The 25,929-nt window shown below is 36.8% G+C and carries 19 protein-coding genes and 1 pseudogene; 2 read left to right on the top strand and 18 right to left on the bottom strand.

Annotated features, from left to right (window positions below):
* Nucleotides 1-2: 2 nt before the first annotated feature.
* From GQS55_RS03495 to GQS55_RS03410, 18 genes and pseudogenes are all read right to left on the bottom strand, one after another.
* Nucleotides 3-533 (bottom strand): serine O-acetyltransferase, encoded by a 531-nt coding sequence (locus GQS55_RS03495; protein ID WP_159818024.1) that lies wholly within the window; start codon nt 531-533, stop codon nt 3-5.
* Nucleotides 526-1,758: a hypothetical protein gene (locus GQS55_RS03490; protein WP_159818022.1), complete on the bottom strand. Its 1,233-nt coding sequence runs from the start codon at nt 1,756-1,758 to the stop codon at nt 526-528. The genes GQS55_RS03495 and GQS55_RS03490 overlap by 8 nt, the downstream gene beginning before the upstream one ends.
* Nucleotides 1,755-3,659, bottom strand: a complete 1,905-nt coding sequence (asnB, locus tag GQS55_RS03485) for an asparagine synthase (glutamine-hydrolyzing) (protein WP_159818020.1) — start codon at nt 3,657-3,659, stop codon at nt 1,755-1,757. The genes GQS55_RS03490 and asnB overlap by 4 nt, the downstream gene beginning before the upstream one ends.
* Nucleotides 3,660-3,677: 18 nt before the next feature.
* Complete coding sequence (locus tag GQS55_RS03480) at nt 3,678-4,601, bottom strand: glycosyltransferase (RefSeq protein WP_159818018.1); 924 nt, start codon at nt 4,599-4,601, stop codon at nt 3,678-3,680.
* On the bottom strand, nt 4,598-6,109 hold the full coding sequence (locus GQS55_RS03475) for an oligosaccharide flippase family protein (protein WP_159818016.1): 1,512 nt from the start codon (nt 6,107-6,109) through the stop codon (nt 4,598-4,600). Before GQS55_RS03475 ends, GQS55_RS03480 begins: the two co-directional genes overlap by 4 nt.
* A gap of 2 nt (nt 6,110-6,111) precedes the next feature.
* Nucleotides 6,112-6,507: a GNAT family N-acetyltransferase gene (locus GQS55_RS03470; protein WP_159818014.1), complete on the bottom strand. Its 396-nt coding sequence runs from the start codon at nt 6,505-6,507 to the stop codon at nt 6,112-6,114.
* 38 nt (nt 6,508-6,545) lie between these two features.
* On the bottom strand, nt 6,546-7,235 hold the full coding sequence (locus GQS55_RS03465) for a WbqC family protein (protein WP_159818012.1): 690 nt from the start codon (nt 7,233-7,235) through the stop codon (nt 6,546-6,548).
* Complete coding sequence (locus GQS55_RS03460; RefSeq protein ID WP_159818010.1) at nt 7,232-8,308, bottom strand: DegT/DnrJ/EryC1/StrS family aminotransferase; 1,077 nt, start codon at nt 8,306-8,308, stop codon at nt 7,232-7,234. The genes GQS55_RS03465 and GQS55_RS03460 overlap by 4 nt, the downstream gene beginning before the upstream one ends.
* 3 nt (nt 8,309-8,311) lie before the next feature.
* Nucleotides 8,312-9,187 (bottom strand): glucose-1-phosphate thymidylyltransferase RfbA, encoded by an 876-nt coding sequence (gene rfbA, locus GQS55_RS03455; RefSeq protein WP_159818008.1) that lies wholly within the window; start codon nt 9,185-9,187, stop codon nt 8,312-8,314.
* A gap of 1 nt (nt 9,188) precedes the next feature.
* Nucleotides 9,189-10,385 carry a dTDP-glucose 4,6-dehydratase gene (locus GQS55_RS03450; protein WP_159818006.1) on the bottom strand — a complete coding sequence of 399 codons (1,197 nt, stop codon included), beginning with the start codon at nt 10,383-10,385 and terminating at the stop codon, nt 9,189-9,191.
* A 2-nt stretch (nt 10,386-10,387) separates the two neighbouring features.
* Complete coding sequence (gene wecC, locus GQS55_RS03445) at nt 10,388-11,647, bottom strand: UDP-N-acetyl-D-mannosamine dehydrogenase (RefSeq protein ID WP_159818004.1); 1,260 nt, start codon at nt 11,645-11,647, stop codon at nt 10,388-10,390.
* A gap of 31 nt (nt 11,648-11,678) precedes the next feature.
* On the bottom strand, nt 11,679-12,797 hold the full coding sequence (wecB, locus tag GQS55_RS03440; RefSeq protein WP_201294557.1) for a non-hydrolyzing UDP-N-acetylglucosamine 2-epimerase: 1,119 nt from the start codon (nt 12,795-12,797) through the stop codon (nt 11,679-11,681).
* Between the two features lie 182 nt (nt 12,798-12,979).
* Nucleotides 12,980-13,408 carry a type VII toxin-antitoxin system HepT family RNase toxin gene (hepT, locus tag GQS55_RS03435; protein ID WP_159818000.1) on the bottom strand — a complete coding sequence of 143 codons (429 nt, stop codon included), beginning with the start codon at nt 13,406-13,408 and terminating at the stop codon, nt 12,980-12,982.
* 24 nt (nt 13,409-13,432) lie between these two features.
* Nucleotides 13,433-13,822 (bottom strand): type VII toxin-antitoxin system MntA family adenylyltransferase antitoxin, encoded by a 390-nt coding sequence (gene mntA / locus GQS55_RS03430; RefSeq protein WP_159817998.1) that lies wholly within the window; start codon nt 13,820-13,822, stop codon nt 13,433-13,435.
* A 417-nt stretch (nt 13,823-14,239) separates the two neighbouring features.
* Entirely contained in the window at nt 14,240-15,211 is a 972-nt protein-coding gene (locus GQS55_RS03425) for a Wzz/FepE/Etk N-terminal domain-containing protein (RefSeq protein WP_236559747.1), read from the bottom strand.
* A gap of 39 nt (nt 15,212-15,250) precedes the next feature.
* On the bottom strand, nt 15,251-18,037 hold the full coding sequence (locus tag GQS55_RS03420; protein ID WP_159817996.1) for an SLBB domain-containing protein: 2,787 nt from the start codon (nt 18,035-18,037) through the stop codon (nt 15,251-15,253).
* A gap of 24 nt (nt 18,038-18,061) precedes the next feature.
* Nucleotides 18,062-19,450, bottom strand: coding sequence for a hypothetical protein (locus tag GQS55_RS03415; protein ID WP_159817994.1), 1,389 nt, complete (start codon nt 19,448-19,450; stop codon nt 18,062-18,064).
* A gap of 1,152 nt (nt 19,451-20,602) precedes the next feature.
* A pseudogene (locus GQS55_RS03410) lies at nt 20,603-21,037 on the bottom strand (IS66 family transposase); the annotation flags it as partial.
* A 351-nt stretch (nt 21,038-21,388) separates the two neighbouring features.
* On the opposite strand from GQS55_RS03410, the gene GQS55_RS03405 reads away from it, so the two are divergent.
* Both GQS55_RS03405 and GQS55_RS03400 read left to right on the top strand, forming a co-directional pair.
* A protein-coding gene (locus tag GQS55_RS03405) for an IS3 family transposase (RefSeq protein ID WP_159817992.1) occupies nt 21,389-22,557 on the top strand; the annotation gives its coding sequence in 2 pieces (ribosomal slippage) (nt 21,389-21,632 and nt 21,632-22,557; 1,170 coding nt in all).
* 1,203 nt (nt 22,558-23,760) lie between these two features.
* Nucleotides 23,761-25,857: a YjbH domain-containing protein gene (locus GQS55_RS03400; protein ID WP_159817990.1), complete on the top strand. Its 2,097-nt coding sequence runs from the start codon at nt 23,761-23,763 to the stop codon at nt 25,855-25,857.
* Nucleotides 25,858-25,929: the final 72 nt, after the last annotated feature.

Genomic DNA, 25,929 nt, shown 5'->3' with positions numbered 1-25,929 from the left:
GCTTATTTTTTATCTAAAACAATACAACCAGGAGACAAAACTACAATCGAATTATCCGGAATATCTTGATTAACGACAGCATTAGCGCCGATAGATACATTATCGCCTATCGTTATCTTCCCAAACACTTTTGCACCTGGTGCAATATAAACATTATTTCCAATAACAGGGACACCGCGTTTGTCTCCTTTACCAGAAACTCCTATTGTAACACCTTGTGATAAATTAACATTTTTCCCTATTTTCGTTTGGCTAGAAACAACGATCCCACCATGATGACCTATGTAAAGGCCCGTATCTATATTTGTAACTCTAGGGATCTCAATCCCCCATTTACTACGCATCCGGTGATACTGAAAAAAACACCATGGCTCTAAAAAAACACGAATTAATATATTTTGCTTAGCAATCCATTGCCCATATCGATACGTTACTATTGCATGACAACCGGGAGTTCTATAACAACCTATTATTTTTTTTAAGCGCCCACCTTGGACTAAATCATAAGTTCGTCGCAAGTCTTCTTTAAGCATTTTTTATCCTCATTTCTTTTTGTGATAAGAAAATTAAAATTAGTAATATTATTGGGTAAGTGATTTTGGTTATGAATGGCTCTTTGAACTCAATTATAAACAAAGGGATAAAAAATACGATACATAATAGTTTATTAACTGAGTTAGTTAAGCTAGTAATACTACGGGCTAGGTAAAAAAATAAACTACTATAAAATAAAATAGAAACGACCAACCCAAACCCATAATAAGTTTGAACATAACCCACATCACTTCCTGATGCATTTAATCCATTAGCATTAGTTACTAAACCGGTGCCTATTATAGTTGTTATTTCAAGAGCTGGTATAGGCATTTTAGCTATTGCCCCAGCGGTTGCATCTTCACCCTTTAAAAAAATTGAAAAAGAACGCTCTAATGGATAAGCTATTGCCTCCCAATCAATTTCTAAGCTAAGGTATAAAATAAATAAACTAAGGAAAAACATCAGTACTATAAAAAACGTATGTTTTAAATTGCTCGATGCTATTATAAAAAAAATAAAAATATAAAAAAAACTAAGAAATAGACCTAACTTACCTACCAAAATGCAAGATGCACTCATGAACAAAGATACAAATAAATATAATAATTTACGCTTTAACATTGTTGAGCGCCAATAAAGCGCCATAGAAGCAAAAACTCCCGCTGATATGGTTAATGCTAAACCAGCACCAGATCCCGGAGAAAAGCCTGGCACTCTAAAAGCGTCCGTTAAAGGGATATTACCGCCTTCAACCATAATTGTTGAAAGCCAATCTCTATACGCAGGAAATATAAAAGAAATAAATATCATTACCGATTGAATACAGCAGCAAATCATAACTACTTTTAAAAAGTGCTGTATATCTCTAAAAAAAAATGATGCTGCGACCGCTATGTAAAGAGTAAAAACTAAAAACACTATTATTTTACTCAGCATTCCAAAGTCTGTAGGCAGTAAAATAGCTTGACAAATAACGTATAAAAAAACGCAGGATTGAAAAAAATAAAAAATTATATTTTTTTCAATATCTTTTTTAAAAAAATAAAGTAACTTTATACCAATAGATAAAGTACAAAGTAAAAAAACGAGTCGTGTAGCTGGCATCCACTCAAATTTTAAAAACTTTAATTGGAATAAATAGGAAAATGTTAAAACTAGCAATAAAGACCGAAACAAAAAGCCTTCTTGAGATGTTTTAATTGTTAGCTTTGGTAGTTTCATTGTTCATCTAACCAAGCATTAAACATTAAAATTGACCAAAGTAATGTTCCCCAGTTATTGGCTTTACTTTGGTGCTGTCCCCACATTTTAGTAACGAAATTAACATCAAAAATACCATCTTGCTGTAGCCTTGATGGACAAAGTAAATTGTTAGCCCACTCATTCAGAGCACCTCTTAGCCAGTCATCAAGTGGAATAGCAAACCCCATCTTAGGACGCTCTATCAGTTTTTTAGGTACTTTTTTATACAGAAGCTCTCTCAATAAGTATTTACCCTTTCCATCAAACCTATGAATATCAACAGGGATTTTTTTTGAAAATTCAATAATGTTATGATCAAGTAAAGGAATGCGCCCTTCTAGGCTTGAGCCCATAAAAGCCCGATCAACTTTAACTAAAATATCATCTGGTAAATATTGCATAGAATCAGCATTCATCATATGACTATATAAGTCATGCTCTGTTTGCTCATCATAGGCAGATAAAACAGGTGAAGCACCATTTACAAGAGATTCTACATTCGCAAGGGTGGATACAGAGCGCTTATAAAAAGAATTAAAATCAGTACAACCTAAATAGTCAATACTTCGTATTAGTTCATGAGTACTTTTACCCATAAATTTAAAATTATTAACATTGCTTAAAACATTAATATGTTTACTTGTACTATTTATTAAGCCACGGATTGGCTCTGGAATTTTGCTAACCTTATTCCAGCGCTGGTAAGTTCTTTCATAACGACTATAGCCACAAAATAACTCATCACCACCATCACCAGATAACGCCACTGTTACTTTTTGTTTTGCTAAAGCTCCTACTATATATGTAGGTAACTGCGATGAATCTGCGAAGGGTTCATCATAAACAAGTGGGAGTTTGGGAACTACTGATAACAAATCAGACTGGTCTATATAATGCTCTGTATGATTCGTACCTAAATGGTTAGCTATTTCCTTAGCAAATTTAGCTTCATTATATTTAGGGTCTTTAAAACCTATTGTAAAAGTATTAATTGGTTTAGAGGACTGAGACTGCATATAAGATGTAATTAAAGACGAATCAATACCGCCAGATAAAAATGCCCCTAGAGGCACATCTGCTTGAGATTGTTGTTTTACACTTTTATTGATTAATACATCTAGCTCACTTAATGCTAATTTTGGATCATTTATTCTGTCTTTATTTTTATATGTTTCACTCACGTTTTTAAATGACCAATATGCAGCTGGCGTACTAGTTATTATTTCATTACCTCTAACATCAATAACTAAAAAATTACCTGGCATTAACTTTTTAGTGTTTTTATAAACACTTGAAGGCGCAGGGATATAACCATGTCTTAAATATAACCCAATAGCATCCCTATCCAGCTCTTTATCAAAGCAAGGGTGCTGGGTTAAGCTGCCTAATTGCGAGCCAAAAACAATACCACTTGGTAGGATTGAATAATAAAGAGGCTTTTCGCCCATGCGATCGCGAGCTAAATATAATTTTTTATTTTCTTTATCCCATAAAGCAAAAGCAAACATGCCTGTAAACTTTTTAAGAGAGGCTTCTACTCCCCACTTTTCAATACATGCTAGTAATACTTCCGTATCAGATTCACTTTTAAACACACTTCCCGATGCTATAAGCTCTTCTTTAAGCTCTAAGAAATTATAAATCTCGCCATTAAATACAACAACAAACCGATTTGAATAGGAGTGCATAGGCTGATGACCTAGCGGAGATAGATCATGAATAGACAAACGTTGATGCCCAAAAGCAACGCCATCCTCAATCCAAGTACCAGAGTCATCTGGACCACGATGATTAATTTTACTTAACATATCCCTAACTACAGATTCCGATCCAAAATCTATAGTCTTCTTTATACTTATAAAACCCGCAAAACCACACATGTAAAAGTCTCTACTAAATTATTTTTTTATTTTTTTTATTAAATATAAAACACAAAAAATTAAAGGAAAATGCCTCGTTAAATGCAAGAACTTGTGTGACCAAGTTGCATATTTAAATTCTTCACCAGAAAGTTCAACTAACCTTTTAAAACCAGAGTAATCACCAATAAAACAAAGATTTAAAGAGAAGGTAAGCTTTTTATGTACTTGCGCTTTTTTTACTATTGCTTTATTTATCCCCAAGCTAAGGGCTAAATTATAGGCATCTAAATAATAAGCTTCTATCATTGACTTATAAGCAGGATTTGATGATACACCACCACCATGTTTACGATAACAACCAAGCACTGATTTATCTAAATAAACAGGACCATTAATTGCTGTATCAATATAAACATAGAAATCTACAGCCTCAAATCCTTCAGGGTATTTTTTTCTACATTTGTACCGATACATAACACTACTATGCACAAAGTATGTCCCAAGAGATACCAATTGCTCAACGCTCCCTATTATAGGTAAGTTGGGAGCAGCCCCAATCACTTCTTGGCTATCTATAACCTTAACAGCATGAGCTGTCATCGAAATAAGAGGTTTTCCATCAAGTAAATCGGCTTGTTTTTGGAGCTTACCTGGTAAAAAGAGATCATCACCATCACAGTGACTAACGTATTCACCAATAGCTAATTTATGCACATTAAAATAGTTAGCGCCCGCACCTACATTTACTCTTCGTAAGATAGGCCTAATAAACGCATACTTATCGGCATATTCTTGAATTATTTCAGCAGTACGATCCGTTGAACAGTCATCACTGACAATTACTTCAAAATTAAAATTAGTACTTTGACTCACAATACTTTCTAGACAATCACGGATATAATTTTCTTGATTATAAGTGACAACACAAACAGAAACCTTTATTTTACTATTTTGGTTCAAGACATTACCTTATTAAAATACTTTTCACCTAAAATCTTTCTTGCTATAGGTGAAAAAGATAAAGAAGTTAAGAAAACAGGTATACCGGTGCTTATAACTACATAGAAATTATCTAATCTTGTTACAGGTTCAAATACTACATAATGAGTAATATAACCTACACATACCGCTGGAAAGCACACAAATATAACATTATTAAATAACCACTTTAGATGTAAACCAGGTTCAATTTTATAATGAATAAATCCTACCCAAAACGTTAAAAATAAAAAATTTATAATAACCCAAGTGTAGCCTGCCCCCACTGCCCCATAATATTTAGCGGCTAGTACTATGGCTGGAAGTAAAATACCTGCAAATATAAAGTTTCCATACAAATGATACTTCAAATTACCCTTTGCATATTGAAGATAATAAGGAAACGAAGTAATTATTAAAAAGCTGTTCCCTATAACATACAGGCGTAATATCGGAGCTACTGCTGCAGAGAGTTTGTTATCTCCAGTCCATGCAAATAACAAGCTTTCTGCACTAAAAAAAATAGTAATTGCTGCGGCACCACCAATGATTGAAACCAATTGAGTTGCGCTGTGATACACGTTTAGCATTTCAATATTTTTATTCTGAGCAAATAATGATGTCATTCTAGGTAATACAGCATTACTAATTGGGCCACTTATTATCATGATCCCGCCAGCAACCAAAACCGCCAAAGTGAAATAACCATATTCAGCTAATGGTAATACATTTGAAAGCACCAACTTATCCGTTTGAGTAACTAACACCCAAATAGATGCAGTAAAAGCGATAGTCATTGAAAATTTCAGTACAGGCAATAACGGCTTTAAAGACCAGCCAATTACTTCTAAATTAGGGTTTATAGCCGGTAATAATGTACGCGACTTGTTAAATAGAATTAAAGTTTCTACAAACGCAATTATTAGCTGATAGACAAAAAAGGTAAAAATTGTAAATCCAAATTTAAACATTACCACAAATACACCTAAAGACCTTAATGTAGCCATAACTATATTAAAGTAGCTAAGCCACACAAGGTTCTCACTCCCAGTTATCACCCCTCTGTAGAGGCCACAAAGCCATCTAAAGGCTACTGTAAGCGCCATTATCTTTACGGAGAAAATTACATTATTCGTGTCTAAGCTATCGAAATTCAACCATCTTCTGGCAACTACTTCTGATAACAAATATAAAAAGAGCCCCCCAACTAACGCAATAATAAAAAAGATAGCACTCAACGCTCTGTATATTTGACGAAACCCTAAAGGAGTCGTAGCTCCTGATTTAAAACGAGCTGTTTCTCTGCTAATTGTGGGTGTTAAACCTAAGTCAAGCAAGTTAAACCAAGCTTGTAACAATACAAAAAAGCCAACTAACCCATAGGCTTCCGCCCCCATATACTCTATATAGAAAGGTAGTATTAGTATTCCTATAGCGGTTACATATATTTGGCTTACATAATTTGCTATTATATTTTTTTTTAAAGACAACTTTAAACCTCTGTCTCTAAATCTTTAATCATATATAAAATATCAGAGCGCTCTTCGTTTATTTTAAAGCCTAAGCTTTTATATAAATTAATTGCATTTTGGTTGCTGCAGAGCACCTCTAGAGCACAACTTTTCATTTCTAATGCTTTCATTGTCTGGCACGTTGCACTTATAAGCGTCTTTGCAATTCCTTTGCCTCTATAACCTGAAGCGACGTGTACCATACTAATAAATCCTTGATAGTAATTTAAATCATTCGCATAAAATGCAATAAAACCATACAACGAGTCTTTAGTAAAAGCACTATGGAACATAGCATGCTCCTCAATTTTTAATAGGTAAGAATCTAAGTTTACATTTTGAGTAATGAAATTTGGGTTAATTTTAGCCTCTTCCATTATTGCATTTCTAATCTGTAAGAACATGTATGATCTACTTAAGTTAGTTTATGTTTTCCCAGCAACTCTAATATTGCTGATTTACTATTCCACATCAATACATCAATCATTGATAGATGAGGTATAAACTCACCTGTATTTTGCGAGTATTCATATTTTTCTATTTCGATAAATGATAAAGATATTTCTTTTTTAGCGAAATATTCTTTATTATAAAGCGACTTTCCGCCGGGGCTATTTATATAATCACTTGATTTTAAAATATCTGCCATCGCTATCAACTTGTCAGCAGCAGATAAATCACGGTTATACTCGAGTTCACTTGAATAATAAAAGTCTTTATTAATACCTAAATAATCAAACACGACTGAAATACTCTTTGCACAAAGATGATCCACACGTCTGTTTTCATTATTCAATACAGATTCAATAAGTGGAAAAACATGCTCAAAGTAAGGTGCTTTTTTATAACTTTGTTCAATTGTTTTAAGTATTTTTTTTATATTTTTATCAAAGCTTAGTTCATTAATTAATGTGTTTGATGACATGCCAGGCACCGGGATAGTAAAACGCTGAGCTTTACCATTTGATAGAATGTTATTCCGATTTATATAGCCTCCTTTTATAAAGGTTACATCGTCATAAAAAACAAATTTATCTACAGCATTGACCAATTGATAATAACCTAAATAAGGGAATAAATAAGGCTGCATTACAGCAAAGCTCATAGTATTTCCTTAATAACGTTAGTGACGGTTAACACATCGTCAGCGCTCATAGAGTTATGCAATGGTAAACAAATGATCCCGCCTGCTACCTTTTGACTGTTGCCGCAACCAAAGCTTTTTTGTTTGCTATAGGCTAGATCAAGTGAGGGTGTAAAATAGCGACGGCATTGAATATCATTTTTAGCCAGAGCTTGCATTACATCTTTCTGCTTTTGTGCATCCGCGATGTATATAGGCATATAAGCACCATTGAGGCTTGCTTGCGGATGCCATTGTGGTAATTCAACCACATCTTTCAACTGATTTGTGTATCTATCAAATAGCGCTGTTCGATGCTTTATAACACTTTCAATATCATCAAGTAATGTTAAACCTACAGCACATTGGTATTCGTTGAGTTTGGCATTGATACCTGCCGCGCCTAGTGTTCCATCAGCTTGTATACCAAAATTAATCAGTTGCTTAGCTTTATCAAAATCAGCCTTACATTTGAAAATAATAGCGCCACCTTCAACCGTATGGAAAACCTTAGTAGCATGAAAACTTAACGTGCTTGCATCACCATAATTAAGCACTGATTGCCCAGCTATTTTCACATCAAAAGCATGTGCCGCATCGTAAATTACTTTTTTATTATACTTATTGGCGACGTCAGCTATATCGTGAACATTACATGGGTTACCGTAGACATGAGTTGCAACTACGCCATCGTAGTTACTATCTTTTGCGAGCGCTTTATCAAGTGCTATTGGGCATAAGTTATAGCTGTGCATATCAATATCACTGAATGCTGTGTCAATGCCTTGCCACAATAGCGAGCTAGTCGTTGCTACAAAAGTAAAAGGGGTTGTAATAGCTGAATTAATATTTAATGCTTTACAAGCGACCTGAATTGCGAGAGTACCATTAGAGACTAGCAATAAGTTTTCAACACCTAGGTATGCCTCTAGACGCTTCGTGAGTTGCTCATGTAATGGACCAAAATTAGAGTACCAGCCACTCTCGTTGACTTGCGCTAAGTAAGCAGTCAACTTCGTTAAGTCTGGGGTTAGTGGTTTGTTAAGTGCTATCATTATTTAATCTTTTATCAATTGCATTAGGTATTGGCCATAACTATTTTTTAAAAATGGTTTTGCTAGTACTTTAAGTTCTTGTTTACTTAACCAACCATTATTAAATGCAATTTCTTCTAAGCATGCGATTTTATAGCCTTGGCGTTTTTCTATGGTTTCTACAAATTGTGCGGCTTCAAGCAGGCTTTCGTGCGTGCCTGTATCTAACCAAGCAAAACCGCGACCAAGCATCTCAACATTTAACTTACCTTGCTCTAAATACATCTCGTTAAGACAGGTAATTTCAAGCTCGCCACGCGCTGAAGGCTCAACCTGTTTCGCTAGTTCAACTACAGAATTATCATAAAAATATAAACCGGTTACTGCAAAGTGTGACTTTGGATTGACTGGCTTCTCTTCAATTGAAATCGCTTTTTGTTGCTCGTTAAATTCGACTACACCAAATCGTTCCGGATCTTTTACTTGGTAACCAAAAACAGTCGCACCTTGACCACTTTTAGCATTCTCCACAGCCTGCTTTAATTTTGGTGTAAAGCCTTGTCCATAAAAAATATTATCTCCAAGTACTAAACATACATCGTCGCTACCTACAAACTCTTCACCCAAAATAAAAGCCTGCGCTAGGCCGTCTGGGCTCGGCTGCGACGTATAGTTGAGTTCAATACCAAATCGTGAACCATCACCTAACAAGCGTTTAAATGAATCGCTATCTTCAGGGGTAGTTATAATAAGCACTTCACGAATGCCTGCTAGCATTAATACCGACAGTGGATAATAAATCATTGGTTTATCATAAATTGGTAATAACTGCTTTGATACACCCATTGTAATAGGGTAAAGACGAGTGCCCGAGCCGCCCGCAAGGATAATTCCTTTCATACTACTCTCCTTCAACTTGTGTATTTAGTTCACCTAAGCGTTCGCGCTTGTATGAGCCGTCTTGCACATTTTTACACCATACTTGGTTATTTAAATACCATTGAATCGTTTTTTTAAGTCCTGTATCAAAGGTTTCAACAGGTTTCCAGTTGAGTTCGTCACTCATTTTTGATGCATCAATCGCATATCGGCGGTCATGTCCAGGGCGATCCGTTACATAAGTAATTTGCTCTGCGTATTTTGTCTTTTTAGGTACTAGCGTATCTAAAATACTACAAATACTTTGCACCACTTCAATATTTTGTTTCTCGTTATGACCGCCAATATTATAGGTTTCACCTATAACCCCTTCGGTAACTACTTTATACAAAGCACGAGCGTGGTCCTCTACATAAAGCCAATCACGAATTTGATCACCTTTACCATAAATAGGTAATTCCTTGCCTTCAAGAGCATTTAAAATTACTAACGGTATTAGCTTCTCGGGAAAGTGATAAGGCCCATAATTGTTCGAGCAATTAGTTATTATGGTAGGAAAACCATAAGTACGTAACCAAGCGCGGACTAAGTGATCACTTGATGCTTTACTTGCTGAATAAGGACTACTTGGTGCGTAGGAAGTAGTTTCAGTGAATAAAGGCAGAGGATTGCCAATGTTTAATGGTGAATTTTTAATGTTTAATGGTGAATTTTTAATGTTTAATTGGTTGCTGTCATCATCTTTTAATTCATCATTTAGACTTGAGCATTCAGCATTATCAATATCACTTGGATGTGGTAAATCACCATATACTTCATCGGTTGATATATGGTGGAATCTGAATGCTTGTTTTGCTGTTTCATCAAGTGTGTTCCAATAGACACGTGCTGCTTCTAATAAGTTGTAAGTGCCTACTATATTGGTTTGGATGAAGTCGCTTGGGCCTGTGATTGAACGGTCGACATGTGATTCAGCAGCAAGGTGCATTACTGCATCAGGTTTGTGTGTGGCGAAAACACGATCTAATTCAGCACGATCACAAATATCAACTTGCTCGAATGTATAACGTTCATTATTTTCGACCGAGGTTAAAGACTCTAAATTACCGGCGTAAGTTAGTTTGTCTAGGTTAATAACTTCGTCTGTAGTGTTTACAATAATATGGCGAATAACGGCTGAGCCAATGAAGCCAGCACCACCAGTTACTAAAATTTTCATGTTTACCAGATCCCTTTTGTATCAACGATAAAGTCGGCCTTTAGCTTAATTTTTTTAAACTGTTGATGATCAACTAACAATACATGTATATCCGTTTTACTTAATGATTCATCAATAGTGACTAAACGCATATTTTTAATATTCAATGACTTTATATTCGGCTCAATCGCTAACACTTCAGCTGAATGAAATGTAGCAATTTCTTTAGCTATATTTAACGCTGGGCTTTCACGTAAATCATCAATATCAGGTTTAAAAGCCAAACCATAACAAGCAATAGTAACTTCTTTTGCTGTTTTAGTTGGGTTAGCTTGTAAAAAATCTGCTATCGCTATTTTAACTTGCTCAATAACCCACTGTGGTTTGTAATCATTAACCTTGCGGGCAGTATGAATTATTTGTGCTTCTTCTGGTGTTTTACTAACAATAAACCAAGGGTCTACGGCAATACAATGCCCGCCTACTCCGGGGCCGGGTTGAAGAATATTTACTCGTGGGTGACGGTTAGCCAGTGAAATAAGCTCCCACACATTAATATCTAGTTTTTCACAAATAATAGATAATTCGTTAGCGAAGGCTATTTGTACATCACGAGAGCTATTTTCAGTTAATTTCGCCATTTCTGCGGTGCGTGCATTAGTAATAACGCATTCACCCATAACAAAGATTTTATATAATTCAATAGAACGCTCTGAACAACGTTTAGTCATTCCACCTATCACGCGATCGTTTTGTACTAGTTCAGTAACCACTTTTCCTGGTAATACCCGCTCTGGACAATGCGCGACATTAACTTCAGAACCTTCGCCAACTTGTTGTGGAAAAGTTAAATCTTCACGATATTCAGCTAACCATTCTGCTAGTTGTTCTGTTGCTCCCACTGGTGATGTGGATTCGAGTATGACTAAATCACCTTTTTTCAATACTGGCGCAATTGCTTTTGCAGCGGCGTGAATATAGCTTAAATCAGGCTCTGGAATCGCTCCTTCAGCACATGGTTTAAAAGGTGTAGGTACCGCAATTAAAAATGCATCAGCTGGTTTTACTACCGTGCTTGCTGTTAAATAGCCTTGTTGCACCGCCGCACTTACTAACATATCGAGATCTGGCTCAACTATGTGTATTTGGCCTTTGTTAATGGTGTCAACTGCATGTTGGTTAATATCAACGCCGATCACTTTCTTTTTGCGTGATGCGAACATGGCCGCCGTAGGTAAACCTATATAACCAAGGCCGATAACTGATATTGTTTCGAAAGACATACTTGAACCTTAAAAATTACTTATGTTGTATTTATTGTGCGATTAATGTTTCTAAAATACGTTGACAGGCTTTGCCGTCACCGTATGGATTATGAGCAAAACTCATTGCTTGATAAGCGGCTTCATCGGTTAGCAGCTTGGTTAAACTGGTGGTGATTTTTTCCACATCAGTGCCTACTAACTTAACCGTACCTGATTCAACGGCTTCTGGACGCTCTGTGGTATCACGCATTACCAATACAGGCTTGCCCAGTGATGGCGCTTCTTCTTGTATACCACCAGAGTCAGTTAAAATAATATGAGCGCGACCCATTAAGTAAATAAACGGCAAATATTGTTGTGGTTCAATTAAATGAATGTTATTAATACCTGCCAGAATACGATTCACAGGCTCACGTACATTAGGGTTAAGGTGCATGGGGTAAAGTATTTGTGTACTAGGATGTTGCTTAGCCGTTTGTGCTAACGCTTCACAAATTCGCTCAAAACCACCACCAAAACTTTCACGGCGATGGCCAGTGACTAGTATTAACTTTTTTGTTTCATCTAAAAATGGAAATTGCGCTGCTAACTTGCTGTTTAAACTAGTGTCTGAGTCAATTTTACCTTTAACCATTAGCAATGCATCAATAACAGTATTACCCGTAACTGAAATATATTTCGGGTTGAAGTTTTCTTTTAACAGGTTTTGCTTAGACGCTTCTGTTGGCGAAAAATGATATTTGGTTAATGCGCCAGTTAAACGACGATTACCTTCTTCAGGCCAAGGGGAGTAAATATTACCGGTGCGCAAGCCAGCTTCAACGTGGCCTACTGCAATTTGTTGATAGTAAGCAGCAAGACTAGCAGCAAAGGTAGTTGCCGTGTCGCCATGTACTAGTACTACATCAGGTTTAAACTCTTCTAAGACACTTTTAAGTTGAATAAGAATTCGTGAGGTAATGTCATTAAGGCTTTGACCTGCTTTCATTATGTTTAAGTCATAATCTGGCGTAATTTCGAATAGCTCTAATACTTGGTCTAGCATTTCACGATGCTGCGCTGTTACACAGCACTTGGCTTCAAATCGTGGGTCTGCAGCAAGTGCATGCACAAGCGGCGCCATTTTAATTGCTTCGGGACGAGTACCAAATACTGTGAGAACTTTCATTTTGTTCATTTTAATCTAATTTAACCTTATTTTTTATCTTGTAAAGAGCAAAGCGTGAAGCGCAAAAGGCTTTGGTATCTTCGATACCATTGTCGGGCTACAGGTTTGTAGTTCCAGACCAAACCTAAGTACCTACATCCTTGTAGGCAATACCACGACCTACATTAAGCAAAACGCGATTATCATTTATCATTTAGTTGTAATTTGGTTATAACCGTTTGGCAAAACAATAGTACTGTTTGATATTTCCGATCTTTTATAATCAATTTAACAATGGCTTTATCTACATTTAAATAGTCATGTACTAATGCGTTACGTAAACCAATAATCTTTCGCCATTCTATTAACTCTGTATCTCTGATTAAATTTAAGCTCTCTAAAGCTACAAACGTTTGATAGGCGTTGCTGCTCGATTCTTTGTTAATAGATTTTAACCAATGTTTTGATAAACCAATCGAGACTTCTGTTAATAATTGAAGTAAACGCTCTGCAGCTCGATAATCTCTATTATTTAACTTGGTTAACTCGCTTAGTTCTTTGAGTTCAAGGTCATATTCAGTTATATGACTTTTTACTTCTTTTATGTAAAGCGTTAATCCTTGGTCTACCACATTTATACCTTTGAGTTATTTGTGTTATCTGTGTTCTATAGTTTCATATTCAAACTGGCTATATATACGTTGTACTTCTTTGAGTTCTCTCATTTTATTTTTTGAGTTAATAACGCGTCCATATTCAACAATGTTAAATGCTAAGTAAACAGGTACTGTATTGATATCGACAATTGATAATTTGCCATCTGGTAAGTTCAATTCATCAGACCATATAAGCGATAGTTCTTCTGGTCTTAATTTTCTGTCTATATCCGACAGATCAAAATTCTTAAATGCAATGGCGATATCAATATCGCTATGTTCGTGTGCTGTACCTTTTGCTTGGGAGCCATAAAGCCACATTACTTCTATATCATCTATTTTGATGGCATTGTTAATGATACTTTCGATAATGCTGCTAATTTTTTGCATTCTTATTACCATTTTTTAATCAGTTTGTTCGTGTAAAGTGTTAATTGTAAAGTGTTAAGCGTTAAGTGCAAAAACTAGATCCTGAATCGAGTTCAGGAAGACGAAAAAACAAACAAAACCAATAAAACCTCCCTGCACAAAGAGAAGCAAATGAGCAGTGACTTAAGCATAAACCTCTTTTTTGTGTCTTCTCTAAAGCGCAGCGCCTCATAACCTCTTTGTGAATAATGCACTTAATCGCTTTGCTCTCGTTCCCGGTAATGCATACCTATAATACCTAACTATTTGACCCACTAACCCTGTCATTCCGTTGGTCACTTAATACGGAACCTTATGTCTTTGTGGTGAAGTGTAAAGCGTTAATTGTAAAGCGTTTAAAGCAAAGACTAGATCCTGAATCGAGTTCAGGAAGACGGCCTACGGTTGTTTGTCTTTTTTAAATGCTGTTCTTATTAATACAAAGACTACGCCTAACATACCCCCTAGCATAAAGCCTAGAATGCAAATTAATGCTCGTTTGGGTTTGCTTTTTTCTTCAGGTATTACCGCTGGGTCTACTATTTTAAAAACAAACTCGTCTTGTACTTCAGCTAACATTTTATTTTTTATTTGATCTTCAATCAACTGATAAAACACACTTTGCATATCAGCTATGGATGTAGTGGTTAATTGTTGCCTTAAATAGGTAATATTACGACTAGTTTCTTGTAACTCTTTATCTTTCATTACTTGGTTTAAATCACTAATTAATAGCTCAACCCACTCTTTAGCAAGTATGGGTGATAAAAACTCTGCTGTAACTGTTACTAAACCTGTTTCTTTGTCTTGCGATACGCCAATAATACTTGAAAATGCTTTATAGAGAGCCCAATCTGTTGGTTCGGCTGACTTCCCTTCTTCTACTTCACCTGTCCATATTTTAGTGGCTGTGTTGTAAATATCACTATCTAGGGTTAATTCACCCGTTTTTTCATTCCAACCGTTGCCGGCAAAAACAAGGGGTTTAATTTGGTATTTATTAGCAAAGGTGGTTTGAAAATCACGTGATTTTAACACCGCTATAGCCAATTGGGTTTTATCGCCGGTTTTACCGCCAATATTCACCCCCGCTAATGCCGCTAAACCGCCTAGTTGACCTAAACCACCACCACCGTCACCTGATGTTGGTGATAAGAGTACTTGGGCTTTATAGTAATTAGGCTGATTTATCGCATAAAAAACGGCTGCAACACTAAATAACAAGGTAAATAAAATAATAATCCACTTACCTTGCCAAACGGTAATAAATAATTCACGCAAATCTATTTCATCATCAGGGTTAGTCGCTTGCTGCTGAAACATTTCTGGCGACAAGTAAATAGGCTGTTTGTTGTTATGTTCTGTTGTCATGTGTTTTGCAAAGTAAACTTTGCCCTACTCGTTAGTTATTTACTTAATTGCAGCCCAAGCTACGCCAATTTGATACATCATTTGAGTTGCTGAGCCTAAAATGGTGAGACCATCTACATAGTCAGTATCCATAGGTACAACAATAGTATCGCCAGGTAGAAGTTTTTCCTCTTTACGATTAAACCAGTAGCTATTGTCTGGCAGCATTACTGAGCCATTCGCCCGAATAACGTAAATACGGTCGGTATCTGCTTGTTTTTTAGCGCCACCGGTTGCGTTGATATAATCTTGAACTGTCATGTTGTCATCATAAATTAATGACGTAGGCATTTGAATATGCCCCATAACCGTTACTATATTACGTAGTGGCGGTATATATAATTTATCGCCATTTTCTAATACCAAGTTTTGATTTTTATCGCCTTCAACTACTTGGTCTAGGTTTATTACCATACGACCAACAGCTTTAGTAACACCCAATTTGTCTACAACATCCATTGCTTCGCCTACAGGTGAAGATTGACTTAAGCTAGTCGCAGAAGATTGTCGTCTAAACGCTAACGTTGATACTTCTTGTCGTAATTGTTCATGTAAGTAACGTAATTTTTGCGCCTCTTGATCACGTAAGCTTTCACGTGAAAAAATACTGCCTTTCGGGTAAGCATATTCAGTTAAACCACCCGCGCGATTAATTAAATCAAGCAGTGTTTCACCACGTTTAAACGTATAACGGCCGGGGAATAACACTTCACCGCCCAACTCTATGCTTAAATCTTCACGCCATTCTGGTTTTGAAAATACATTAATTCGATCTTTACTTATTAAGGCAACTTGTTGGCTATTACTTGTTAATTTAGCTTCGGTTGATTGTGCTTGGTTTGGTTGAGCATTGCTTGATTCTGCACTTAACATTTTAGCTAAATTAATATCTCGGTGTACAATATTAGTGTGACCGTTTTGTTCAATGATTCGACTCATTTCAGCACGCGCAAGATGTGCTGATTCTTTCATGCCACCTGCTGCTGCAATTAAGTCAGTTAAATTTTGCTTTTTCGCTAAAGGATATACACCAGGAAATTTAACCGCACCACGAATTTCAACGATTTGCACAGGGCTAGTAATACTGGCCTGCGCTTTAAGCTGCGCAATAATAGGTTCAAGTAATGTAGTGCGAATTTCTTGTGCACTACGTTGTAAATTTGTGTTATTGCTTAAATTATCTATTTTAAGTTGACCCATTTGCTCTGTATCGGTCATGTTATCTTCGCTAATGTCGCCTAACTCGGTGTTAGCTATTTTAGCTAAGCGCTCGTTAGATTCTTTTTCTTGGGTATCTTCATTTTGCGTGCTTAAGTTTTCGCGTGAATTAAGTGTTTCACGGCGCATCGTTTCTAAACGATTTTCGGTAGCACCAATGGTTTGCGTAGACTCTTCAAGACTACGACCGATGTCTTTATTTAACACAACAACTTGGTCACGTTTTTGCAATAATAAGTTGTCACTTGAGTTTGGCGCGGCGATTGCTTTAGCTAAACTAAATTGTAGTACTTCAATATCACCTTGCTGATTAATTTCACGTACAATTAATCCATAGTTGTAGTCAGTTTCTGGGGTTAAATCTTGTGTGCTATTACCCAGTATATCGATTAAACGTAAACCTTGTTTCCAGCTATAAGCGCCTGGTCGTTCAACAGCGCCTAATACTCCAATAGCATTGTTAAAATCTTTAGGTACTGGCATTACTTTAATGCTGTCACCAGCAATAATTTTAAAATTGCGTTCTTGGGCGTTATTCACATCAATATTAAATATATCTGTACCTGACGCAGTTGTACGTGCAACATTAATTTGTTGGCTAAACGCGCGTTCGGTAAAGCCACCAGCAGCGTGAATTACCTGCATAATTGAGGTAGGCCCTGTTAACTCGTATATCGCTCGACGACGAACTTCACCGTCTACCTCTATGGTTGCGCCGCGTGGTGGAATAAAGAGAGTATCACCGTCACGTAAACGCATATCATCATGTGTATTGCCGTTTAGAAGTAAGTCGTATAAATCAATTTCACGTAGTAGTTCACCGCTTCGTTTAATTTGAATATTACGTAATGACCCTAATGTATCAATACCACCCGCAGCTCTTAACGCTTGAGTAACGGTAGCCAATGAACTTAATACGTAAGTGCCTGGCTTATAGGCATCGCCCAACACAAATACTTGCATAGTACGAAGCGTACCTAAACTTACGGTTACTTCTACACCAATTATTTTGTTTTTGATAAAGGTAGCTAAACCGTGCTTAACTTGATCAAACGTTTCGCCTGCTACCATAAAAGGTCCTAAACGAGGTATATCAATACTGCCATCACGTTTTACTTTAAAGCTATAATTACTGTTTTCTTTACCAAAAATTTGAATGTGGAGCTCATCACCTGTGCCCATCATGTAATCTGCAGGGGCAGGAATATCGCCTAGCGGTGCCATGCTAGTCGGTTCACCAGCAAACAGTTCGTAACCAAACAAGGTCAATTCATTCTCGTCACCAAACAAGGTTAATTCATTCTTTGTTTTAGCGTTAACTTGTCGTTTACCAATGGTAGGCGCTATTTCAATTTCTTGCTGTTTAGAATCTTGACTTTGCAACGTAGCCATGTCGATACCATACTGAGAGGCCAACGCTTCTTGCTGTGATTTAGGTAACGATTGAAATTGTGCTATTTGTGCTGCCGATGGGCTGGCTGCTTGCACTTCGCTTGGCACTGCAATACTTGCAGTTATTAAGCTTGAGCTAACTAATGCAGCTAATTTTATTTTTTTAAATATGTCCATGGAATTCCACTTACTCATAGTCAGTTAAAACCTATATTCCCAGCTAGTCGCTAGTTGCATGTTATCTGTTTGTAAATCGGCGTTACTCATTGAAAGTTGTACGCTAATTTGGCCATTATATAAAGGGGCTTTGTATTCGCCACTAACGCGGTGATGCGTTTTTTGGTAAGTTGCCCAATGATAAAAAACATTAAATTGATGATTGTTTTCAAGCTGTACGTAAGCGCCCACCGAAAGTTGATTTGATAAACTACTTACTTGATAAATTTCTCGGTACTTTATACTATTTTTATCCACATTACTTGTGGTATCACTTATGGTATTACTTAACTCAGTTAAGTAGTTATTAAGTTGTTCATTTTTTGCTAGGGCATTACTGCGATATTCTGCAACGAAACGCACTTGGGTATTTAATATATCACCTTGCGTTTCAAAACCTGTAATATTACTGCCTTTTTGCCCGGTACTGTCGCTAAATAAGTGTTGACTGTATATGCCACTATACCAACCATTAACGCTAGGTAATGTTACTCGCCCTTCTATTATAAACTGTTTGTTACTGGTTTCTTGTTGCTCTAATACATCATACCAAAACCATTGCTGGCTAATATCATCTGTTTTTCCTTGGTATTGAATATAACTAGCGGCGATACTGATAGGTTCAGTAATGGCGAGATTAATACGCCCTGCCCATTTTTTTTGATAAGGAGATACATCGTTAACATCGCTTACCCCTAACTCAACATGCAAACCATTTAATTCAACATTTTCATCTGCATTATACGTGACAAAAAATGAAGGTGCAGCGCGAGATAAAAAAGGTTGTGCCAAACTAGACTGCCAGCTAGGGCTCCACCATTTACGAATACTACCTAGGGTAAAGTCGACACTGCCGGTTGTATAAGCGAAAAAAGAACCGTCTAAGTTAATATCGTCTTCGTGTTTTTCACCGTTATTTTTCAGGTCATGTTTTTGGCCATAATTTAGGTTAAGTCGTGCGGCAATATTTTTAAAATTAACATTGTGTGCAGCGGTTAATTGCCATTTATTGGTGTTGTATTGGCCAAAGCTACCTTGAGTGGGTGCATTCGCTGCGGTTATTGTTAATTGGGTGTTACCGCGCCCTAATTGCGCTGCTTCTAAAGCATGTTGAATATGGCGATATGCGATAATAATATGGTTGGGTTGATCCTCAATTGAAGCTTGTTTGATATCGTTGGCAATAGCATGCCAGGGTATTGGAAATGTTTGTAACGGGGTTTTTATAATACCCGCGTCAACGAGTAATATTAGATCTGCTTTTAAATAAGCATCGTCGGCTTCAACCCACGGTGATGAATATGTTGTAATCGAGTAAATAGCTAACGCTACTACTGTGTATATTCGATAAATGAGAGGGAAAACGAACGACATATTATTGAACACACATCCTGATAAATTATCGCAATCAATTGCTGTTGAGTATAAACCGTGAAGCGTAAAGTGCTAACCGTAAACTTCCTAAACAGTTCGAGTTATTAAATGTTATTACAGATAGGATCATCGACCAAAAAAAACGGTGTAGATAATGCCATAGCTACGCTTATTTAACAAATATAAAACACCCTTTTATCGTAAATATTTGTTTTATTGTGTAAAAAGACACAAACCATTTATCAAATTCTTATTTGTAAGATCGCAGCCTGTTATTCGCAAGTGGCTTAAAGGACTTTATGCACAAAGAGGGTAAGAGGCGCTGCGCTTTAGAGAAGACAGACTGACGTGGTTGAATGTTTATTGTTAATGTTTTCTCATTTGCCCTCATTCTCTTCTCATTGTGAATATCGCCTTAAGGGCTTTAGGCACAAAGAGGTTAAGAGACGCTTCGCTTTAGAGAAGACAAAAAAACAGGTTTTAGGTTTATTGTTAATGTTTTCTCATTTACCCTCATTCTCTTCTCATTGTGCAAGTGGTTTAAGAACTTTATGCACAAAGAGTTTAAGAGGCGCTGCGCTTTAGAGAAGACAAAAAGCAGGTTTTAGGTTTATTGTGTAATGTTTTCTCATTTACTCTCATTCTCTTCTCATTGTGCAAGTGGTTTAAAGGCTTTATGCACAAAGAGTTTAAGAGGCGCTGCGCTTTAGAGAAGACAAAAAGCAGGTTTTAGGTTTATTGTGTAATGTTTTCTCATTTACTCTCATTCTCTTCTCATTGTGCAAGTGGCTTAAGGGCTTTATGCACAAAGAGGCCAAGAGGCGCTGCGCTTTAGAGAAGACAAACTGACATGGTTTTAGGTTTATTGTTAATGTTTTCTCATTTACCCTCATTCTCTTCTCATTGTGCAAATGGTTTAAGGGCTTTATAAGCAAAGAGGTAAAAAGGTGCTAAACTGAGTAAGACAAAAGAGCTAGATTATTTGTTTCAATGTTTCAGTGTTAAGGATAGTTATGGAAGCTGATTTACTAACACAAAAAGTAATTGGTTGTGCAATTGAAGTGAGCTTACGGCAGCGTAGCGTGACATCACGATTTTTTCAGGTACAGCTTGACCTAGGCGGTAAAGCCTAAATCATCGTGTTTGGTTTTTTTAGGTGATTGAATTTTTAGCGAGATAATTCCAGGGTAAATAATCTTCAGGGGTCTTTTTTACCTGCTCTTTTTCTCGTTGTAAGGTGGTGAAGTAGTCAAAGACATTAATACCCGCCTCACTTGCCGTCGCGATGACCGAGGTAATGACATCCCCAATCGTTGCCCCCAGTAAGGTTTTGTGGAACATCGCGTTTTTTCTGTCTCTCACCACAATTTTGAGCATCGCTTCAATACGATTATTGTCGATTTTTACTCCTTCAGTGCTGCAAAAGTAACTCAGTCCGACATAATGTTTGATAAAGTAGCGAATAGCTTTGCCTAGGCCACTGTTTTCTTCAACGGTTTCATTGGCTAAATGCGTTTCTCCCCACAATTTTATGGCTTCCATGATGGGCGCTGAATGCGTTTGATGATAGGCCAGTCTTGCGCTCGGGGTTAACTTTTCTTCTTTCGTATGTGAGCTTACGGCAGCCTAGCTCACGAAGTTGAGCTAGGCTGCCGTAAGCTCACATTAATGGTGTTAAACGGTTCAATTTACCTGAAAACGAATAATAATATTTTCTCACTTGCTCTCATTTCCCTCTCATTGTTCAAGTGCTTTAAGGGTTTTATACACAAAGAGGTGAAGAGGCGCTGCGCTTTAGAGAAGACAGACTGACGTGGTTGAATGTTTATTGTTAATGTTTTCTCATTTGCCCCGATTCTCTTCTCATTATGAATTGACGTGGTTTAATTGATTCGACTACCCCAGTTAAGGAATAATGAACTTAACCGGAGAATGAAAATGACAACACGTAAAAAATATTCCAAGGAATTTAAACTTGATGCTATCTCTTTAGTCAGAGATCAAAACATTAGTATTTCTGAAGCTAGCAGGAATCTAGGGATTGGAAATCAAATGCTCGGCCGCTGGATCAAAGAAGCTGAAAATGAAGATGGTCAAGCTTTTCGAGGTAATGGAAAACTGACACCCGATCAAGAAGAAAATCGTCAATTAAAAGCGCAAGTCAAACGCCTAGAAATGGAGCGCGATATATTAAAAAAAGCGACGGTCTTCTTTGCAAAAGAAACGAAGTAAAATATTCGTTTATTACCCATCATAAGAAGATCTGGTCAGTGGTATTAATGTGCCGCGTATTGGGCGTGAAAACTAATAATTATTATAGTTATCAGAAACGTAATACAAGTAAAACAAATAATGCAACACATCAAGAAATGATTGAGTTAATAAAGGATATTGCCAAATTCAGTGACAATACTTATGGCGAAAGGCGTATTAAAGCGGTACTGAATGCTTTGAGTTTTCCTATCAGTCGATGGAAAGTAGCCAAATTAATGAAAGAGGCAAATGTTTGGGTTCGCTATAAAAAGAAATATAAAGTCACTACTAATAGTGCTCACAATAAGCCACTTTATAAAAATGAACTTGAACAAAACTTTACCATAGAGCAAGCAAATCAAGCATTTGTCGGTGATATTACTTACATTTGGACAGCAGAAGGTTGGCTCTATTTAGCCGTTGTTATTGACTTGTACTCTCGTAAAGTTGTTGGTTGGAGCATGGGGTCGAGAATGAAAGCTCAACTTGTCTGTGATGCACTAACAATGGCTATTTGGCAAAGAAGCCCTGAGAAAGGACTTATTGTTCATTCCGATCAAGGTGTTCAATACGCAAGTCACCAGTATAGACAATTACTCAATAACAATGGCTTTATTGGTAGTATGAGTAAAAAGGGTTGCTGTTGGGATAATGCCGTTGCTGAAAGCTTCTTTGGCAGCCTAAAGCAAGAGCGTGTTCACTGGAAAAATTATGAAACACGCTATGAAGCTCAACAAGATATAATGAATTACATAACCATGTGGTACAACAGTAACCGACTACACTCTTACTTAGGGTATCAAAGCCCTAATGATTTTGAATTGAAAATTAATGAGTTAGAAAAATTAGCTTAACTAGGGTGTCTGAATTTACTTGACCAGGTCAAATATCGCCTTAAGGGCTTTAGGCACAAAGAGGTTAAGAGGCGCTGCGCTTTAGAGAAGACAGACTGACGTGGTTGAATGTTTATTGTTAATGTTTTCTCATTTGCCCTCATTCTCTTCTCATTGTGAAGATCGCCTTAAGGGCTTTAGGCACAAAGAGGGTAAGAGGCGCTGCGCTTTAGAGAAGACAGACTGACGTGGTTGAATGTTTATTGTTAATGTTTTCTCATTTACTCTCATTCTCTTCTCATTGTGCAAGTGGTTTAAAGGCTTTATGCACAAAGAGTTTAAGAGGCGCTGCGCTTTAGAGAAGACAAAAAGCAGGTTTTAGGTTTATTGTGTAATGTTTTCTCATTTGCCCCGATTCTCTTCTCATTATGAATATCGCCTTAAGGGCTTTAGGCACAAAGAGGTTAAGAGGCGCTGCGCTTTAGAGAAGACAAAAAACAGGTTTAATGTTTATTGTTAATGTTTTCTTATTTACTCTCATTCTCTTCTCATTGTGAAGATCGCCTTAAGGGCTTTAGGCACAAAGAGGGTAAGAGGCGCTGCGCTTTAGAGAAGACAGACTGACGTGGTTGAATGTTTATTGTTAATGTTTTCTCATTTGCCCTCATTCTCTTCTCATTGTTCAAGTGCTTTAAGGGTTTTATACACAAAGAGGTGAAGAGGCGCTGCGCTTTAGAGAAGACAAAAAACAGGTTTTAGGTTTATTGTTAATGTTTTCTCATTTACCCTCATTCCCTTCTCATTGTGCAAGTGCTTTAAGGGGTTTACACACAAAGAGGTTATGAGGCCCCGCCCACTCAATCGAAAAAACAAGCTAATTACAACCGATGGTCAAAAAAGTCAAGTGGGTAAAACACTGACGCAAACAGATACACCTGATGAAGTAAAAGTTATCTTCGTTTAACGTGATTTGATACCTAAAATTCACTACTGTGAGATTGGTTTTCAAAAACGTCAAATATATTGCTTTAATATACAATACTGTAAAATTCAGGGTAGGCATTACACATGATTATGTGTATTATTTCACTGATTTTCATTCTTCATAATTACTAATGGTTTATTATATTATATTGAAGACGGAGCAACATGCATATACGCACCAAGGAACTTAATATTTTGACCAGTAAACTTATTAAATTATGCACAATTTTAGCGACTTCCATGCCACTTTTTTGTCATGCCGATAGTGATGACCTCGTTGATTCATTATTTTCTAATCAAGGTTTCACCGGCGTACTCAATACCCCCAATGCTTCAGTGACCGACTATGGCAACTTCACCTTTAGTTATAGCGATACTTTTTTTTCTGAAAGAGGAAATGATGGCGGCTTTGTAAAAGCGGACGATTTAAAGTTTGCTGTGGGTTTATTGCCACAGTTGGAGTTTGTTGGTCAGTTTTCTACCCAAACATGGCGCTGTAATATGTATACCGAAAACGATTGCGGTAACTTTAGGGATTTATCTGCATCGATGAAGTGGAATATTCCTTTTATACCTAAAGATATGTTTGAGCTAGCGGTGGGTGGTCAAGATATTGGTGGCGCTGCAGTACATAATCGATTCTATTATATTACGGCTTCAAAATCTTTCAACCTAGATAACTGGGGCAACGCCAGAGTTAACTTAGGTCTTGGTAAAGCTGATAATACGATTGGTTACATGGATGGTGTGTTTGGCTCGATAGAATGGCAACCGTTAGATTACTTACAAGTAGTGAGTGAGTATGATGCCAATGCTGTCAGTGTTGGTGTAAAATTTTTGACTCCAAAAACATCGCAGTGGTTACCTAACAATTGGCAAGCTCACTTTACTACACAATTATATACATCAGACAAAGATAATTATAAAGAAGACCCTTGGTTTTCAGCGGGCATTACTATACCTATTGGCGGTACAGATAATAACCGCCCAGCCAGTAGTGATTACGCATTAAGTCTAGGCAAACGTCAAAATGAGTCGGTTCAACATGAAAGTCACAAACAAGAAAATCAACAACAAGAAACGGCACTAGATAGCCAGCTTGTTCAAAAAAATAACAGTGACAATAAAACCTCTACTAAAAACCGATCACAATTAGCTAAAAAACCATTAAATAATGAAGATGATTTAACACCGGCATCTACACCTGCCAATATGATGTTATTAAGTAATAAGCTGATCAATCATGGTTTCGAATCTGTGTCAGTGGGAGAAAACAATGGTAATTTAGTGGTGGAATTAGAAAACAACCTATATAACCGCAACGAGTATGATGCCATTGAAATTGTTACTGATTATATTGATATGATCACAGGTAACACCAAAGCTTCCTTAACATTAACTAATTACGGCTTACCTGTGTACCAACTAAATAAACGTTGTTATTCGTTATCAGCTGACTGTTTTTGGATAAAAGCCGACAATATTGAGGTAGCCGATAATACCGTTTGGCATGTCCAAGATATTGAGTCAACTCACTTTGTTCCGCGATTAACTCTTTCTCCTGCTCTAGTCAGTAATTTGGGAACAGAATTTGGTGCATTTGACTATCAATTGTTATTAAGCAGCAATTTACAAATGTCTTTGTGGGACGGTGGCGTGATAGATATACGTCATTTTTCTGATAATATTGCCGATAGTCAGAACTTTGAAAAAGGGGCACCATTTTACCGTTGGTGGGGCTTGCGAGAAGGCATAGATCGCCGCTTGTTTCATCAAACATTTATGCTGCCCTATAATACCGCAACCAAATTTACTTTAGGTCAAATTTTATATGATGCTAAAGGCTGGCAAAATGAAACACGTTGGCAATCAAGTAATCAAAAACATCGCGTTTCATTTGTTTATAGTGATTATAAAGATAAATATACTAATAAAAAACATAACATGAAACTACTAAAATATCGACATAGGTTCAAAGCTTATAATTGGGATGTTGAAGTTAAAGGTGGAGAATATTGGCAAGGCGATAAAGGCTTCACCTTAAATTCAAAACACTGGTTTGGTGATGCTAATATTGCCATTGAATATCGACGTTCTAAGTTTGCAAATAGCAGTATAACTGAAGAATTTATTGGTATTGGTTTTAGCATTCCTTTGAATATGTCTAAATCTATGAAAAAAACCTACGGTGTTCAAGTAAAAGGCATAGAACAATGGACTTATATGTTAGAAACTAAAATAGGTGATACTGATAATAACATTACTTTAGGTTATGGGACTGAGCCGATACTTTACCATAATTTAGATCAAGCTTATTTTAATAGGGATCGTATGTAATAAGAGTGGGCGGATAGCCTACAATTGATCCATTGTAGGCGGGAACTTGCGTTGCAGGGATGCAACTGATTA

Origin of the sequence: Colwellia sp. 20A7, from assembly GCF_009832865.1 — a bacterium.
Classification (GTDB): Bacteria; Pseudomonadota; Gammaproteobacteria; order Enterobacterales; family Alteromonadaceae; genus Colwellia.
Note: the sequence above shows the minus strand (reverse complement) of the source record. Positions and strands in the feature narration are given on the sequence as shown.